Raw genomic sequence first — 16,531 nt, 5'->3', positions numbered from 1 at the left:
GCCGTCGTCCCCCGGTCGGTCGGGGAATCGGTCCGGGCTCTAGGCTGCGGAGGCCGGTGCAAGGCCGCTTCGTTTGGCGGGCTTCCGCCCGATCGGGGCCAGATTGCCTGGCGGAGTGCCAGAAGTTCATGGCGGACGGCGCTCCGAGGAAGACCGTATATCCGCAGATTGCCCGTGAGTGATCGTCCATGACCGTGGTCAGCCGGGGCCGCACTGGCATCAGTTTGAGTCCACAACGAGGATGCCCAGTTCAGTATGTTTGCCATGTTCGCGCCGTCCGCCCGGGCCGGCGTCGGAACGCCGCTCCGCCGAGGGCGCTTACGCCAGCATGCGCCCGAAAAAGTTCTTACCGACGGCGTCAGCGAGACAGCAGCACGCCCACCTGAGTCCGGATGTCCTGCACAATCTCGTCGATGCTCAAGGCGGCGTTAACGCTCGCCGCCATGCTGAGGAACATGACGGCGGTGACGACGTGTGCCGTCGTTGCGGCATCACCAGCGCTGACCAGCCCGTGCCTGCCCAGGACCGTAGCGATGGCCTCCTCGGTCTGCGCGACGATGGAGAGGGCTTCAGCGTGTCGGGGCTCCGTGGGGTCGCCGAAGACCATCTCCCGCAGGTAGGTGCGACCGTTGTCAACCTGGACGCGGTTGCATTCCACGATCGGCCGTACGATTGCCAGCACCGCATCGAGGACATCCGGGGTGGTTTCTGCATCAGCCCGACCTAGCTGAAGCGCTTCGGCGTAGTGGGCGTTCTGCACGAGGAGGAGGAGTTCGCCTTTGGTCTTCGCGTAAAGGAACAGGGTCCCGGTGCCGATGTCCGCCTTGTCGGCGATCTGCTGGGTCGTGACGTCCTCGATGCCGTGATCGGCCAGTAGTTCGCTGGCCGCGGCCGTGATGCGGTCCAGCTTCTGCTGCTTGTTCCGCTCGCGCCGTCCGACCGGCTGGGAGGCGAGAGACATGATGATGGATCCTCCGGAATAGATTCTGACTGCAGTCAGTTATGAGTGTAGTCACTACTGTGTGGGTTCAAATGTTCCTTCGTTCATTCTCCCACGCAAGGGCAGAACCCCCAGTGTTCCGCCCTGCACAGTGGTGGCGCTAATACCCACGACGCAAAGGATCGCACGCATGACTTCCTCCCTCTGGCAGCCATTCATTCTCGGCAATGTGGAGCTGCCGCACCGGCTCGCGCTGGCACCGCTGACCCGGAGCCGTGCAAACCAGGACGGTACCCCAGGGGAACTGGCCGCGAAGTACTACGGCCAACGCGCCTCGCTCGGGCTGATCATCACCGAGGGCACACAGCCGTCCGACGACGGACAGGGCTACCTGAACACCCCAGGCATCTACACTCCTGAACACATCGAGGGATGGCGAAAGATCGCCGACGCGGTGCACGCAGGCGGCGGAGCCCTGTTCATCCAACTGATGCACGTCGGCCGGATGTCGCACCCGGATAACACCCCGCACCACCGTCAGCCCGTTGGCCCGTCGGCGATCTCGGCCGAGCAGAACATGTTCACTCCAACGGGCCCGCAGAAGACCCCGGTGCCGCGTGAGCTGACTGCCGAAGACATCCAGGCCACCATCGCCGGGTTCCGCCACGCCGCAGCCTCCGCTGTCGCAGCGGGAGCGGACGGCGTGGAGATCCACAGCGCGAACGGGTACCTGCTCCACCAGTTCCTCTCGCCGAACTCGAACCACCGCACGGACGAATACGGCGGATCGGTGGAGAATCGGTCCCGGTTCGTCGTCGCGGTCGCCCGCGCGGTGGCCGAGGAGATCGGGGCGCACCGGACCGGCATCCGCATTTCACCGGCGTTCCCGCTGGGTGGAATCAACGAAGGGGACCCCGCGGACGTCCGGACACAGTACCGCCACCTGGTCGGCGAACTCGCCACCCTGAAACTTGCGTACCTGCACGTACACCACCTCGGTGACGACGAACTGCTTCGGTCCTTCCGCGACACGTGGCCTGCTGCCCTCCTCGTCGTCCGGTATGGGCGCGAACGCGAGCAGATCGCCGACGACATCGACGCCGGGCTCGCGGACATCGCGCCGCTGGGCCGATTCGCCCTGGCGAACCCCGACATTGTTGAGCGCCTGCGTACCGGCGCACCGCTGAACGAGCTGGACCCGGGCACCCTGTACGGCGGCGGCGCGGCCGGGTACACCGACTACCCCGCCCTGGCAGACGCCTAATCGTCTGCCGCGAGCCGTCCGCCACCGACCTCACCCAACCCACACCCCTCAGAAAGAAGAAAACAGCCATGCCATCACTCAACGGAGCAGTAGTCCTCATCACCGGAGCCAACGGCGGAATCGGCACCCAGTTCGTGCACGAAGCCCTCGCCCGGGGAGCTGCAAAGGTTTATGCCTCCGCCCGCACCCCCCGCACTTGGAACGACGAACGCATCGTTCCGCTCGCCCTGGACGTCACCGACTCGGCCTCCATCCAGGCAGCGGTCGAGGCGGCACCGGACGTGACCGTGTTGATCAACAACGCCGGCGCGTCGGTTCCCAGTGCCGGGATCCTCACCCACACGGACGAGGAGATCCGCCGGAACGTCGAGACGAACTTCCTCGGTCCGCTCTTCGTGGCCCGCGCGTTCGCTCCGGTCCTGTCGACGAAGGACGAAGCGACGATCATCGACATCCACTCGGCCCTGAGCTGGTACGCCGTCGCCGGCATCTACAGCGCCACCAAAGCCGCCCTCTGGTCCGCGACCAACTCCCTCCGCCTCGAACTCGCCCCCGCCGGCGTGCACGTCGTCGGCGTCCACGTCGCATACGTCGACACCGCGATGGCCGCGCACGCCACCGACCCGAAGCTTGACCCGGCCGTGCTGGTGCGCACCGTGTTCGACGCCACCGAGGCAGGGGAGCACGAAGTCCTCGCCGATGACACGTCAGTCCAGCTCAAGGCCGGACTCAGCGCCCCCCTCGAAGCGGTCTACCCACAGTTGGTGGACGCGAACGCATAAGCGAACAACCGGCGCCACCGCGTTCACCAAAAGTGAGCGCGGTGGCACCAAACCCGCCAAAGGACGCAGCGGCCCCCGAGGCCTCCAACAAGAGACGACGGAACGGGTGGGGAGTGTCTGAACAACGGTGGATCCGGGGTTGGCCTGACCCGCCGGGGAAGTCACGAGCCAGGGGTCGCGTCAGGGGTGGCGATACGTTTGATCACCCTGCTGACGCGTTTGTGCGGGTCCTGTTCGAGCTGGCCAGCGCGACGAGGCCCCGCGCCAATGGCACTGCCCGCCCGTATTCACGGGCGGGCAGCGCCACAGTGCCTCTCTGCTCTGTTAACGGGATCTTGTCAGGTACGTGCTGGTCAGTGGGCGAGGAATTCTACGGCGACGGGGGAGAATCGGTCGTGGAACTGGAAGATGCTGCCGTGGCCCGAGTCGGGGTAGATGATCAGCTCGGATCCCTTGATGCGCCGGTGCAGGTCCTCGGACAGGATCGACGGCACCATGCGGTCGTTGTCGCCGTTGGCGATGAGGGTGGGGTGAGTGAGCTTCGACAGGTCCGAGGGCGCGGAGCGGCCGAACTTCTGGATTGCCTTCAGCTGCGTCTGGAAGGCTTTGGTGCTGATCGGCTTGTCGCGGTCGACCGTGCGCTCCTGCAGGCGCTTGATAAACGCCTTCGCGGCCGGCTTGCCAGTGGCGTTGCGGTTAAAGAACAGGAACTCCTTCGGGTCCGTGCGCGTCAGGGTCGCGCGGAGGATGTCCCAGCAGGTGGTGCCGACGACCTTGTCCATGTCCTTGCCGCCGCGCGGCCCGGTGCCGGTCAGAACGAGCTTGTGGACGAGGTCGGGATGTTTGAGGAGCAGGTCCTGGGCGATCATGCCACCCATTGAGAAGGAGAAGATGTCGATCGTGTCGAACCCGAGGGCCTTGATGAAGGCATAGGCGTCATCGGCCATTGCCTCGATGCTGTCAGGAACCTGCCCGGTGGAGGCGCCGACACCGCGCTGGTCGAAGGTGATGACGTGGCGGTTCTTCGCGATGGGCTCGATGATGCAGGGGTCCCAGTTGTCCAGGGTCGCGGCGAGGTGCACGAAGAATACGACGGGGATGCCGCCCTTGGGCCCCAGCTCGCGGTAAGCGTAAGTAACGCCACCGGCGTTGAGGGTGCGTGTGGCCGCCTTAGCGTACGAGGTGACGACAGAGCCGTTCGCGGTGTCAAAGCTGCTCATGCTGGTTGTCCTCCTGAGTGGTCTGTGAGGTGAGTGGCTGCCGGCGGCTCAGGAGGGAAGGGTGACGACGGCTTTGCCGCGGAGGCCGCCCTTGGCCAGCGACTCGAGCGCCTGTGGGGTCTGGGCGAAGTCGAAGACCTGCCCCACGACCGGGCGCAGCACGCCGTCGTCAATCAGGGCGGTGATCTGGCGCAACTGGTCGCCGCTGGCACGCATGAAGAGGAACTCGTAGCTGACGCCGAGCTTCTTCGCCTGCCGCCGGATCCTGCTGCTGAGCCCCGCGATGGCCAGGCGCAGAACAGGGTTCAGGCCGGCTTTGCGCGCGAACGCCGAGTCCGGCCGGCCGGCGATTCCGATCGCTTTCCCGCCGGGCTTCAGGATGCGCAGAGACTTCACGAGGTTCTCCCCGCCGAGGCTGTCGAGCACCAGATCGTACCCGGCGAGGAGCTGCTCGAAGTCCTGCGTACGGTAGTCGATCACCGTGTCCGCGCCGAGGTCGCGCACGAAGTCGGCGTTAGAGGCACTTGCGGTGGTCGCGACCGTGGCGCCGAGGTGCTTGGCGAGTTGGATCGCGATCGACCCGACCCCGCCGGCCCCGACGTGAATGAGAACTTTCTGCCCCGGCAGTACGTTGCCTTGCTCAACGAGGGCCTGCCACGCCGTAAGTGCAACCAGCGGTAGCGAGCCGGCCTCCTCCATGCTGATCGATGCAGGTTTCAGTGCCAGATCGGCCTCGGTGATGGCGATGCGCTCGGCGAACGTGCCGATGCGGTCTTTGTCGGGGCGGGCGTAGACCTCGTCACCGGGTTTGAATCCGCGCACCTTCGCCCCGACACGGATGACTGTGCCGGCGACATCGTTGCCGAGGACCAGCTGGAGCTTGTACGGGAGGATCTGCTTGAACTCACCCAGGCGGATCTTTTCGTCCAATTGGTTGAGGCCAGCTGCCTGGACCTGGACCAGCACATCGCGGTCGCCGACGGTCGGCTCAGAGACGTCTGCTGCGCGCAGCGGGTCCTTGTACTTGGTGACGACGAATGCCCTCATGGCGTGCTGCTCCTCTACGACGTGCGTAAGCTAAAAATGAGTTGAATCAATTTTGAGCGTACTCATAAATCTTGTCAAGTAGGACAGTTGGGTTTTAAAGACACGAACGAGCCAATTGGCGCATCCCAGTTAGTTCCGCAATTCCGTGATCCCGCGGGACGGGTCGATATGGCGTAACAAGGCGGCGGCGAGTTGAACTGCCGCCCGTCTGGCACGTTCTGGTCCTCCGTCGCCCACCGATTCATGCCCTTCTGGTATGGCATTCCTCGGAGTTTGGTCTTAGACAGCATCCGCCGTGGATCCGAGAATGGATGGATACTCATGGCTGAAAGGAATCCCATGTCCGTATCAGTGGAATCTTCCGCAGGCGCTGCCCACACTCCCGCAGCCACCGGCACTAATGTCCAGTTCTCCCCACAGGCCCTCGCGCAGCGCACCCTTGCCGCCCGCCCCTCAGAGGTCCGCAAAGTGTTCAGGGCAGCCCAGCGGCCGGGCATGATCTCCTTTGCCAACGGGGCGCCCTACCTCGGCGCGCTCCCGTTCGAGCGGATTGCGCTGGATGCCCAGCGGATTTTGCTTGAGAACGGGGAGCGCTCGTTCCAGTACGGGGCCAGCGACGGCATTCCCGAGCTGCGCGCCCACATCGTCGAACTCATGAGATTCGAGGGCATCACGGCCGGACGGGACCAGGTCATCGTGACCTCGGGAAGCCAGCAGGCGCTAGATGTCGCCGCGCGCGTGCTGGTCAACCCCGGGGACGTCATCTTTGCCGAGGCACCCTCGTACGCCGGCGGCATGGCCGTCTTCACCAGCTACGAGGCCGAAATCGTGCACGTGCCGATGGATGCCGACGGTTTGATCCCGGAGGAGCTTGGGCGGCTCATTGGTGAGGTCCGGGCCGCGGGCAAGACGGCCAAGGGACTGTACACAATCCCCAACTTCCAGAATCCCGGGGGCGTAAACCTCTCGGCGGAACGCCGCCACCGGGTTGGAGAACTTTGCCGCAGCAACGATCTCCTGATCTTCGAGGACAACCCATACGGACTGCTCGGTTTCGACGGCGAAACCATGCGCGCCATCCAGCCTGAATTCGAAGACATCACCTTGTATTTCGGCTCTTTCTCCAAGATGATCGCTCCGGGCCTGCGCGTGGGCTGGGTCCTGCCGCCCGCAACGCTATATGGACACCTGGTCAACGCCAGCGAGACCTCCCAGCTGAATCCCTCGGTGTTCTCCCAGCAGCTCATCAGCGCCTACCTCGACGATCCGACCTGGCCGGACAAGCTCGCCGAATACCGCGGGATCTACCGTGAGAAGTTCACCGCTCTGGTGGAAACGCTGGAACAGGTCATGCCGGCTGGCACCACCTGGAACCGGCCTACCGGCGGCTTCTACTTGTGGGTGAGCCTCCCTGCGGGTATCGACACCGAAGCACTGGTCTACGAATGCATCGAACGCGGCGTCGTGTACGTTCCGGGCACCGCGTTCTACACGGACGGAAGAGGCCACAGCGAACTCCGGATGTCCTTCTGTCTGCCGACGCTGGACGATATCCGCAAGGGCGCCGCCATCCTCGGCGACGTGTTCCGCGACGCAGCCGCCAAGGTGTCCGCTAAGCCTGACACCGCCGGTTCCCGAACGGACTAGGGCCAATCGCCTAAAGTCCTGCCGAAACCGCCACGTCTCCCATATGGCGGCAGGCGGGCTACGTGCGGGGCGGCACTTCTAGCCTGGCAACGGACTTCATCGCCCCTGAGATGGCGAAGCAGTTCGTTGCCGGGCTTGTGGCGTGCTCTGGCCAGCCGGCCGATGGCGGAACAGGTCCTGACGAACGGCTTGGAAGCAGCGGCCACCGCGGCTTGTCTCGTCGCCCTGACGATTCCTTCGTTAAAGACGAAGCGGCCGTTGCAACACCCCGGAAATCGTTCCGGGGTGTTGCAACGGCCGCTGTATGCGAAACGGGTTCGAGCCGGTAGGCCGGGAACCTTGTCTACTTTCCGGTGCGGATCAGCTTGCGGTTGACGAACTCGTCCATGCCGTACTTGCCCAGCTCGCGTCCGACGCCGGAGCGCTTGATGCCGCCGAAGGGCAGTTCGGCGGCAGTGCCGGGGGCCTCGTTGATGTAGACCATGCCGGTGTCCAGGCGGTCTGCGATCTCCTGGGCCTTGGCAGGATCAGTGGACTGGATGACGGCGCCGAGGCCGTAAACGGAGTTGTTGGCCAGTTCCACAGCTTCGTTTTCGGACGAAACACGGTACAGGACAGCAACGGGTCCGAAGAGTTCCTCGGTGAAGGCGCGCATGTCCTCGGTCACTCCGGCGAGGACCGTCGGCTCGAACCAGGCACCGGGCTGGTCCATCCGGCTGCCGCCGGTGAGCACGGTGGCGCCCTTGGCGACGGCGTCGTCCACCTGCGCGGCCAGACCGTCGAGGGCGGCGGCGGAGGACAGCGGCCCCATGAACGTGTCTGCCTCCGTGGGGTCGCCCACCTTCACAGCGGAGACGGCGCGGACGAACTTCTCGACGAATTCGTCGTAGACGGCGTCGGCGACGATGATGCGTTTGGCGGCGTTGCAGGCCTGGCCGGTGTTGCCGAAGCGGCCGAACAGCGCGTGGGTAGCCGCCTGTTCCAGGTTGGCGGAGTCGAGCACCAGGAACGGGTCCGAGCCGCCGAGTTCCAGCACCACCTTCTTGAGGTTGCGGCCGGCGATTTCGGCGACGGCGGATCCCGCGCGTTCGGATCCCGTGAGGGAGACGCCCTGGACGCGGGGATCCGCGATGATGCCGGCGACTTGCTTGTTGGTGGCGAAGATGTTGACGTACGCACCTTCGGGTGCGCCGGCATCGAGGAAGATCTGTTCCATGGCCAGGGCGGACTCCGGGCACTGCGGGGCGTGCTTGAGCAGGATGGTGTTGCCGTTCATCAGGTTGGGGGCGGCGAACCTGGCCACCTGGTAGTACGGGAAGTTCCACGGCATGATGCCCAAGAGCACGCCCAGGCCGTCCTTGCGGACGATCGCCTTTCCACCGGCGGCAACCTCGAGCTCTTCATCTTCGAGGAACGACGGGCCGTTCTCGGCGTAGTACCGGTAGATGGACGCGACGATGTCCACTTCGATCCGCGCCTGGAAAACGGGTTTTCCCATTTCCCGCGTGACGATCGCGGCGAGCTCGTCTCGGCGCTCGGTGTAGAGCTCGGCCACGCGTCCGAGGAGTTTCACCCGGTCCGCCAGCGCTGTCTTGTTCCATGCCCTGAAGGCGGCGTCGGCGGCGGCTACTGCGGTGTGGATCTGCGCGTCGGTGGCGGTGGGGTAGGCCTTGACGGGTTCCCCGGTGGCCGGGTTGGTGACGGCATAGAGGCTCATGCTGTGCTCCTTCAATTGGTTCGGATCGTTCAGGGGAGGGCAATCTGCGGGTCGGTGATGACGTGGATGATGGCCGGGATCCGTTGGTCCTGCACGGCCTTGAGGGAACGTTCGACGGCGATCGCGGCGTGGTCGTCGCTGGTCACCGTTTCGCCGTGGCCTCCGAAGGCGCGGGCAAATGCGGCAAAATCAGGGTTCGTCAGCTGTGTGCCGCTGACGCGGCCCGGGAAGTGGTGCTCCTGGTGGTCGCGGATGGTGCCGTACTGGCCGTTGTCCATCACGATGATGAGCATGGCGGCGCCGTGCTGCACTGCCGTTGCGAACTCCTGGCCGTTCATCAGGAATTCCCCGTCGCCGGCGATCGCTACCGCCAGGCGATCCGGGCTCTGCAGGGATGCTGCCACCGCTGCCGGCACGCTGTATCCCATGGAACCGTTGCGCATGCTCAGCTGCGACGGGAACACATTCGTGGGCAGGTACCGCTGGGCCCAGGCGCAGTGGTTGCCTGCGCCGAAGCTGTAGACGGCGTCCTGCGGCAGGCGCGTCACCAGTTCGGAAATCACGGCACTCATGTGGCCGGTTCCTTCCCGGGTGGCAGGGAGGGCGGTCAGGTCTGGGAGTGCGCTGAACGCGCGTTGCGCGGCGCGGCCGGCGGCGCGCCAGGCGTCCCACTGTGCGGCCCTTCCCAGCCGGATGCCCTTGACTGCGTTGGCGAACGCGACCGGGCTGGCGAGGATGTGCGCGGTGACGGCGCCGGAACGTCCGCGGAGGGAGCTGTCGATGTTGACGAGGATATTCGTGGCCTGAGGCGACTGCCGCAGGGTGTAGCCGTCCGTTGGAACGTCAGTGGGTACGGCGCCGATGGCCAAGAGTACGTCGGCTTCGGCGAAGATCCGTGCCGTGTCTCCGGTGCGGCCGTAGCCTAAGGCGCCGACGAAGACCTCGGAGTGGAAGGGGATGCGGTCCGAGGCGCGCCAGTCCTGGACCACCGGGATGCCGTTGGCCTCGGCAAAGGCCGTCACGGCGGCCGCAGCTTCGGGCGTCCAGCGCTGGCCGCCGACGAAGATGATGGGCTTTTCGGAACCGGAAAGGGCCGTGGTGATGAGCTCCAGCTCCGCGGAGGATACTGCCCCTTCGGCAACCGTGATCACCGGGTGCAGGTCGCCGACAAATTCGTGGGTGATGACGTCTTCCGGCAGGCCGACGACAACAGGGCCGGGACGGCCGGACTTGGCGGCGAAGAAGGCCTCGGCCACCACCTCCGACGCCCGGGCGGCCTCGTCGAGGACAAAAACACGCTTGGCCTGGGTGCCGAACCAGGCATTGGGATCGAACTCCTGGAAGGACTCGCGCATGCGGTCCGCGACCGGGATCAAGCCCACGAACAGGACCATCGGTGTAGCGTCCTGCCACGCGGCGTGAATGGCAACGTAGGCATTCGCGGCTCCCGGGCCGCGGGTCACCATGGCCACGCCCGGCTCGCCGGTGAACTTGCCGTGCGCTTCCGCCATGTACGTGGCACCGCCTTCCTGGCGGCACACGATGGTCTCGATATCGGCTCCGTGGAGCCCGTCGAGCACGGCAAGGTAGCTTTCGCCCGGGACCGCGAATACACGATTGACGCCGTGCAGGGCCAGGGAATCGACGATCGCCTGGCCGGCGTGGGTGTTCTTCTCCAACGTAGTGCTCCTCAACAGGGGTTTGAGCCAGGGAACTGGCAGACAACTGGGGTGCTGGCCAGGGTGGCCGGCATGGGGGTTTCCCTCAAGTATTGGCAACCAAGTTCATGCTGTCTAATACATAAAAAGTTCAAAATATATAACTAAAAAGCATGTAGATGGCACTGGGTGGCCCATGGGCTTAGTGACGGGCAGTGCTTGCTTAAAGGCTGCCGCAGGCCAACTTGCCGTCGACGACCGTTGCCGTGACCCGAACGTCGCAGATGGCGTCGGCCGGAACCTCATAGATGTCCTCGGACAGGGCAACGAAGTCCGCGAGCATGCCGTGGGAGAGCGTGCCCTTGTAATGGTCCTCATGTGCGGCGTGCGCGCTGCCCACGGTGTAGGCGCGCACGGCCTGGGCGACGGTGATGCGCTCCTCGGGCACAAATTCCGCGCCGGAGGAGGTCCGGCGGTTCACGAGGTCGTGGACGTTCAGGATGGGATCCCCGGAGACCACGGGCGCGTCGGTGCTGGCAGGGATCTCGATCCCGGCGTCGAGCAGGGCCTTCACGCGGTAGGACAGTCGGGTCCGTTCGGGCCCCAGCGCCCGAGCTGCGCCGTCGCCGAGTTCATTGATGAAGCGGCCCTGCGGCACTGGGATGAGGCCCAATGAAGCCAGCCGCCGGATCTGCGCATCGCCGGCAACGTTCACGTGCTCGATCCGGTGCCGTGCGTCCGGCCGCGGGTAGAGGCCCTGGGCTTCCTCGAAAATGTCCAGCACAACGTCCAGTGCAGCGTCGCCGATGGCGTGGGTGGCCACCTGCCAGCCGGCACGGTGCGCGCCGATGATCCGCCGCCGCAGTTCCACGGCGGGGAACTGGAGCAGCCCGCGGTTGCCCTTCTCCGCCCCGGCGTCGTGCTGGTAGTCGCAGCACATGAAGGCGCTGCGGCCGATCAGCGAGCCGTCGGACAGGATCTTGGCCGGGCCCAGCCGGAGCCATTCGTCGCCGAACCCCGTCCGCATGCCCAGATCCAGGCCCATGCGGGCAACAGGGCCGGCGCCGGCCTGACCTACCGGACCGGACTCGTCGCCCAGCCCGTGCAGGGTGGTGAGGTAGGGCATCACCGTGGCGCGCACGCCCAGCATCCCGGCATCGCGCGCAGCCTGGTAGCCGGCCAGGTCGGACAGGCTGTGGCCGATGTGCTGCGGGGCGCCCAGCCCCGGCTCGGTGATGCTGGTGACCCCCAGTTTCAGCAGCGCGGTGCTGCCCGCGCCAACCATCGCGGCGACGTCGTCCACACTTGGCGCGGGAATGGCGTCCATGACCAGGGCCCGGGCCGTCTCCTGAAGCAGCCCGATGGCCCTGCCGTCGGCATCGGCGGGTGCGGCGCCGCCGTCGGGCGCGGCGACGTTGCGGCGGCCGGGGTAGCCGGCCCGCTCGAAGGCGGCCGTATTGGCCACGCCCATGTGCCGCGAGTTGTGCATCAACCACACTGGGTGGCCGTGGCTGACCGCGTCCAACAGCTCCGCCGTGGGGTGCTGGTTGCCGAGGTAGTTCTGGTCGTACCCTGCGCCCTGGACCCACGCCCCTGGCGGTGCTGCTGCGCATGCGCGCCCCACCGTGGCCAGCAACTCGTCCATATTTGTGCACACGGAGGAGCGGACATCGGCCTGGACCAGCGCCTGTCCCACATAGCTGAGGTGGCAGTGCGCGTCATTGAACCCTGGCACGACGGCGGCGCCCCCCAGATTGTGGACGTCGCGGAAGAGGGAACTGGGCAGTTCGTCATCGAGGCTGATGATGCGTCCATCGTGGACGCCCACGCTGTGGGCCCGCGGACGCCGGGCATCCTGGGTGTAAAACGATCCGTTGGTGTAGAGCACGTCCAAGAGCATGCATTTCTCCCGATTCTATGGATGCATCATTGCGTTCCATCCAGTATCGGAATCCGTTTTCATGCTGTCTAATGCGTATCTGGTTGATAGTCAATGCCAAAATGGCATCGTGCTCTCGTCTTTCGACTCGTCCTCAATGATCGCGCCCTGCCTGTTAAGGAACCTCCGCAGGCGGACGGCCACCGCCCGGATGGATTCCTCGGCGAAGTGCCCGGGGATCCAAGCCGTGTGCAGGGGCAGCCGGAGGGCATGTCCCGGCTGACCGTTATTGCCCGCCAGGATTCGAATCGGGTGGGTGCCATAGGCGGGCAGGTCGGTGGTCACCCCGATGCCGTGCCCGGCCGCCGCCAGTGCCATGATGGTCTGCCCGTCGTCACACTCGGAGACCCGGCGGAAGCTGAGGTGGGCCTGGTTGAGGGCGTCGTCGAGAATGTAGCGGCTGACGCTCTGGTGTGAGGGCAGGATGGCATGCTGGCCGCACAGGGCCGATAGCGGGAGCTCGGACACCCCGTCCCGCGCCCATTCGTGGTCCGCCGCGACGTAGGCGGTCAGCGGGATGCTGCCCAGCGGCATGGTGGCCAGGCCCGGCTCCGGCGGCGCCGGGGAGACGGCGAAGTCGCTGCCGTGCAGGAGGGCCTCGGCGATGGCGAAGTGGCTGGTTTCGCGGGTGATAATCAGTGGATCCTCCGGGCCGGTGGTGGCGATGTAGGGTGCCAGGAAGCCCCGGACGGAGGCTGCGGTGGCGGCAGCCACGAGCGTGGCGACCCGTCCTGTCCGCAGTGCATCCGCGGCATCTTCCAGGCTCTGCGTCTCCAGCATGAGGCGGCGGGCGGCCGGAATGAAGGCCCGGCCGGCGGGCGTGAGCGCGAGCTTGTTGCCCTGCGCCTCGAACAGGCGCAGTTTGAGCTCATTTTCCAGGGTCTTGATCTGCCGGCTGAGGGCCGGCTGGGCAATGTGGATCCGTTCCGCCGCAGCAGTGACGGTACCGGCATCCACAACTGCCAGAAAGTACTGCAGGCGGCGTAGGTTCATGGGGAAAGCATGCCCTTTCGGCATACACAAATGCAAGAAGAAGTATTGGCGGGTATGCACTGGACCGCAGTACGGTCATGGTCACAACCCATTGAACATTGAACTATCCAGCCGAGGGATCCACCCATGACAACTCCAACATCACAATCCACTGCCGCCCCGGCAGGTGCCGTTAAGGCAGCTATCGGGCCGGGACCGTCCAGCCCCGGAAAGGTTGTGGCCGCAGCCTTCATCGGCACCGCCCTTGAGTGGTATGACTTCTTCCTGTTCGGAACTACGGCCGCAATCGTCTTCGCACCGCTGTTCTTCCCCAGCGCCGACCCCGTGGCCTCCACCGTCTCGGCCTTCCTGAGTTTCAGCGCGGCCTTTGTTGCCCGGCCCATCGGTGCGATCATCTTTGGCCACGTCGGTGACAAGTACGGCCGGCGCGGCGCCCTGGTCGCGACCGTGATGCTCATGGGCGCTGCGTCCACCCTCATGGGCCTCTTGCCCACCTATGCGACCGCGGGGGTCGTCGCCCCGATCCTGCTGACGCTGCTGCGGGCGGTCCAGGGTGTTGCCACCGGCGGCGAATGGGGCGGCGCCACCCTCATGGCCATCGAATATGCACCCGCGAAGCGCCGCGGGCTGTACGCGGCCCTGGTGCAGCTTGGCTCGCCGGTTGGCACGTTGCTCTCCACCGGTGCCATCACCCTGGTTGCCCTGCTACCCAGGGACGACTTCATGGCGTGGGGCTGGCGGCTGCCGTTCATTGCCTCCATCATCCTGGTGGTCGTGGCGCTCTGGCTCCGCTGGAACGTGGAGGAAACCCCGGAGTTCCAGGAACTCAAGGCAAGTGACGGGACCAAGAAAGCTCCCGTCATTGAGCTGTTCCGCAAGTTCAAGGGGAGGCTGGCGATCGGTGTCTGCACCTATCTGGTGGGCAACGCCGGCTTCTTCATCCTGACCACCTTCATGATCAGCTACGTGACCCGGGTGCTGGGCCTGCCGTCCGCGGTGATACTCACCGCCATGACCATCGGTGCCGTCGCCCAGATGGTCATGACAGTCGTTGCCGGACGCCTTGCCGACCGCTTCGGGGCCGCCCGCGTGGGCATCATCGGATACTCCATTTTCATAGCCCTGGCGTTTCCTATCTTCTGGCTCGTTGACACCAGGGATCCCGGGATGATCATCGTGGCCATGGTGCTGGCATTCGGTCCCTGTGCCATCACCTATGCCATCATCGGTGCCCTGATCGACCGGCTCTTCCCGGCGCAGGTCAAGTACACGGGCATGGGGCTGTCGGCTAACCTGTCTGCGGTTGTCGCAGGATTCATGCCGGCGCTGGCCACGGTCTTCCTGTCCCTGTCCGGGAACGCGTCCTGGGGACCGGCCACACTCCTGGTGGTCATCGGCCTGATCTCACTCGGCGGCGCCATCGCGACGTCCAAGGTGCCCGCCAGCGGCAACTAGCCGCCCGCCGTCGGTCCACCCGTAACGACGACACCCCCGCAGCCTGTTTGCGGGGGTGTTGTGTTGTCCTGAGGTTTTTGCTTCGGAGAGTACTGGCTTCCCGCGCGGTCCTTTTCAGCGGCCTTTGGTCAGTCCTCGCTCCTGTACCGGACGAGCCCGTCGGTGACGGTCATCCGGACCTTCGTCGCCCTGATCTCGGCGGCGCCTGATGCGAAGATATCGGTGTCCAGCACGGCAAAGTCGGCCAGCATCCCGGGGCTTAGCGTTCCCTTGACGGCTTCCTCGCCCGAGGCGTAGGACGGTGCGACGCAGTACGCGTGGAGGGCCTCCTCCAGTGAGATCCGCTCCTGGGGTTCCCATCCGCCGTCGGGCTCCCCTTCAGCCGTTGTCCGCGTGATGGCGGCATGAAGCCCGTGGAACGGGTTGGGAAGTTCCACGGGGGAGTCCGATCCGAAGGCCACGGTGGCCCCGGCATCCAGCAGGCTCCGCCAGGCGTAGGACGCCAGGCCCCGGCCCTCCACCATGCCGAGGATGGGCAGGTCGCTGGGGCAGTGCTGGGGCTGCATGGACGCCACGACGCCGAGGGCGGCCAGCCGCGGAACATCCGCGGGCTGCAGAAACTGGACGTGCTCGATCCGGTGACGCAGGCCGTGCAGGGCGGTGGTGTCCCGAATGTCGGCCAGGGCGTTCAGCACCAGGTGGTTGGCGCGGTCACCGATGGCGTGGACGGCGACGGCGATTCCCGCGGCGGCGGCCCGGTTGGCCAGTCTCAGCAGGTCGGGGTAGGCGGTCACCTCCATGCCGTGGCTGGTGCCGCCCGGAAACGGTTCGGTCATGTGGCAGGTGTGGGAGCCGGCTGCGCCGTCGGCGAAAATCTTCACGGCGCCGTGTCGGATCCAGCGGTCGCCCTGTCCGGTCTGAATTCCGGCACCGATTGAGGCCTCCAGATCGTCCTGGGCCAGCAGTTTGTGGACGCGCAGGGCCAGCGCGCCCTCGGCGCGGAGGGCCCTGTAGGCCTCCAGGGCGTCAGCACCGTCGATGTCGTGGACGCCGGTCAGGCCCAGGGACAACAGGTATCGCTGGGCCTCCCGCAGTTGATCCGGGAGATTTCCCGAGACCCCCGATGCGGCGAGTTTCCGGACCGGGTATACGGCGCTCTCCCGCAGGATCCCGGTGGCTTCGCCGTGTTCGTCGCGGACGATTTCACCGCCCGCGGGATCCGGCGTCGTCCGGGTAATGCCCAATAGCTCCAGCGCCTGCGAGTTGGCCCACACCGTGTGGCCGTCCGCGCTGGTCAGGGCCACGGGGTTTCGCGGGCAGATGGCGTCCAGACCGGCGCGGTCCGGCTGGACCGGGACCTGCCACTTGTTGAAGTCCCACCAGCCGCCGAAAATCCACTCACCTTCCCTGTAGCGCGGCCGCACGGCACCGACGCCGGCCAGCGCTTCCGCCAGGCTCCCGGCCTGCCGCAGGTCGACCTCATGCATGGACCGGGCCAGGCTCGCCGTGTGGATGTGAGCATCCGTCAGCCCTGGAATGACTACGGCGTTGTCCAAATCGAGGGTCCTCGTACCCGCGGGTGCATGGGCTTGGAGTTCTGCTGCCGAGCCTGCTGCCACGATGACGCCGTCCTCTACCAGGAGGGCCCCGGCGCGTGGCTGCTTCGGATTGAGCGTATGGAACGTGGCGTTGGCGAAGAGGGTGGGGGTCACGCAATCAGGGTAAGTGCGCGTTTCCGGAATGCCGCCCCGGCCCCCGCAACAATCGAGTCACATGAGGTGCCGGAGGAGCAGCTATTTCCGCAGACGCGGGGCGCCCCGGCGTGGCCGCCCCGCGTCTGCCCGCAGAACGCCGCGGTCTATGCCGTAG

General features: G+C 65.9%; 12 protein-coding genes. 4 read left to right on the top strand and 8 right to left on the bottom strand.

Annotated features, from left to right (window positions below):
* Positions 1-358 precede the first annotated feature (358 nt).
* Positions 359-961 carry a TetR/AcrR family transcriptional regulator gene (locus AC1DDO_RS04695; RefSeq protein ID WP_476868727.1) on the bottom strand — a complete coding sequence of 201 codons (603 nt, stop codon included), beginning with the start codon at positions 959-961 and terminating at the stop codon, positions 359-361.
* A 169-nt stretch (positions 962-1,130) separates the two neighbouring features.
* Between AC1DDO_RS04695 and AC1DDO_RS04690 the strand changes: the two genes are divergently transcribed.
* Together AC1DDO_RS04690 and AC1DDO_RS04685 are read left to right on the top strand one after the other, a co-directional pair.
* Positions 1,131-2,204, top strand: coding sequence for an alkene reductase (locus AC1DDO_RS04690; RefSeq protein ID WP_476971539.1), 1,074 nt, complete (start codon positions 1,131-1,133; stop codon positions 2,202-2,204).
* Positions 2,205-2,272: 68 nt separating this feature from the next.
* On the top strand, positions 2,273-2,986 hold the full coding sequence (locus tag AC1DDO_RS04685) for an SDR family oxidoreductase (RefSeq protein ID WP_476971538.1): 714 nt from the start codon (positions 2,273-2,275) through the stop codon (positions 2,984-2,986).
* A 353-nt stretch (positions 2,987-3,339) separates the two neighbouring features.
* On the opposite strand, the gene AC1DDO_RS04680 is transcribed toward AC1DDO_RS04685, so the two are convergent.
* Entirely contained in the window at positions 3,340-4,206 is an 867-nt protein-coding gene (locus tag AC1DDO_RS04680; RefSeq protein WP_476971537.1) for an alpha/beta fold hydrolase, read from the bottom strand.
* Between the two features lie 48 nt (positions 4,207-4,254).
* Positions 4,255-5,253, bottom strand: coding sequence for an NADP-dependent oxidoreductase (locus tag AC1DDO_RS04675; RefSeq protein WP_476971536.1), 999 nt, complete (start codon positions 5,251-5,253; stop codon positions 4,255-4,257).
* Positions 5,254-5,592: 339 nt separating this feature from the next.
* Here AC1DDO_RS04675 and AC1DDO_RS04670 point away from each other — a divergent pair, with 339 nt between their 5' ends.
* The gene (locus AC1DDO_RS04670) at positions 5,593-6,900 is read left to right on the top strand and encodes an aminotransferase-like domain-containing protein (protein ID WP_476971535.1); all 1,308 of its coding nucleotides are present in this window, start codon (positions 5,593-5,595) and stop codon (positions 6,898-6,900) included.
* Between the two features lie 343 nt (positions 6,901-7,243).
* Here AC1DDO_RS04670 and AC1DDO_RS04665 read toward each other — a convergent pair whose 3' ends face one another.
* The 4 genes from AC1DDO_RS04665 to AC1DDO_RS04650 form a co-directional block, all read right to left on the bottom strand.
* Positions 7,244-8,617, bottom strand: a complete 1,374-nt coding sequence (locus tag AC1DDO_RS04665) for an NAD-dependent succinate-semialdehyde dehydrogenase (RefSeq protein WP_476971534.1) — start codon at positions 8,615-8,617, stop codon at positions 7,244-7,246.
* 29 nt (positions 8,618-8,646) lie between these two features.
* Entirely contained in the window at positions 8,647-10,296 is a 1,650-nt protein-coding gene (locus tag AC1DDO_RS04660; RefSeq protein ID WP_476971533.1) for a thiamine pyrophosphate-dependent enzyme, read from the bottom strand.
* A 202-nt stretch (positions 10,297-10,498) separates the two neighbouring features.
* A complete protein-coding gene (locus AC1DDO_RS04655; protein ID WP_476971532.1) occupies positions 10,499-12,175 on the bottom strand; it encodes an amidohydrolase in 1,677 nt (558 codons plus the stop codon).
* A gap of 90 nt (positions 12,176-12,265) precedes the next feature.
* Positions 12,266-13,207, bottom strand: coding sequence for a LysR family transcriptional regulator (locus AC1DDO_RS04650; protein WP_476971531.1), 942 nt, complete (start codon positions 13,205-13,207; stop codon positions 12,266-12,268).
* Between the two features lie 126 nt (positions 13,208-13,333).
* Here AC1DDO_RS04650 and AC1DDO_RS04645 point away from each other — a divergent pair, with 126 nt between their 5' ends.
* Positions 13,334-14,662 carry an MFS transporter gene (locus AC1DDO_RS04645; RefSeq protein WP_476971530.1) on the top strand — a complete coding sequence of 443 codons (1,329 nt, stop codon included), beginning with the start codon at positions 13,334-13,336 and terminating at the stop codon, positions 14,660-14,662.
* 128 nt (positions 14,663-14,790) lie between these two features.
* Here AC1DDO_RS04645 and AC1DDO_RS04640 read toward each other — a convergent pair whose 3' ends face one another.
* Positions 14,791-16,374: an amidohydrolase gene (locus tag AC1DDO_RS04640; protein ID WP_476971529.1), complete on the bottom strand. Its 1,584-nt coding sequence runs from the start codon at positions 16,372-16,374 to the stop codon at positions 14,791-14,793.
* Positions 16,375-16,531 lie beyond the last annotated feature (157 nt).

The sequence above is a fragment of the Arthrobacter sp. 10N43 genome, from assembly GCF_056394525.1.
This window is presented reverse-complemented; position numbering and strand designations above follow the sequence as displayed.

Excerpts from the sequence above, each read along its gene's own strand:
- AC1DDO_RS04695 (WP_476868727.1), bottom strand. The coding sequence starts at position 961 with ATGTCTCTCGCCTCCCAGCCGGTCGGACGGCGCGAGCGGAACAAGCAG.
- AC1DDO_RS04690 (WP_476971539.1), top strand. The coding sequence starts at position 1,131 with ATGACTTCCTCCCTCTGGCAGCCATTCATTCTCGGCAATGTGGAGCTG.
- AC1DDO_RS04685 (WP_476971538.1), top strand. The coding sequence starts at position 2,273 with ATGCCATCACTCAACGGAGCAGTAGTCCTCATCACCGGAGCCAACGGC.
- AC1DDO_RS04680 (WP_476971537.1), bottom strand. The coding sequence starts at position 4,206 with ATGAGCAGCTTTGACACCGCGAACGGCTCTGTCGTCACCTCGTACGCT.
- AC1DDO_RS04675 (WP_476971536.1), bottom strand. The coding sequence starts at position 5,253 with ATGAGGGCATTCGTCGTCACCAAGTACAAGGACCCGCTGCGCGCAGCA.
- AC1DDO_RS04670 (WP_476971535.1), top strand. The coding sequence starts at position 5,593 with ATGTCCGTATCAGTGGAATCTTCCGCAGGCGCTGCCCACACTCCCGCA.
- AC1DDO_RS04665 (WP_476971534.1), bottom strand. The coding sequence starts at position 8,617 with ATGAGCCTCTATGCCGTCACCAACCCGGCCACCGGGGAACCCGTCAAG.
- AC1DDO_RS04655 (WP_476971532.1), bottom strand. The coding sequence starts at position 12,175 with ATGCTCTTGGACGTGCTCTACACCAACGGATCGTTTTACACCCAGGAT.
- AC1DDO_RS04650 (WP_476971531.1), bottom strand. The coding sequence starts at position 13,207 with ATGAACCTACGCCGCCTGCAGTACTTTCTGGCAGTTGTGGATGCCGGT.
- AC1DDO_RS04645 (WP_476971530.1), top strand. The coding sequence starts at position 13,334 with ATGACAACTCCAACATCACAATCCACTGCCGCCCCGGCAGGTGCCGTT.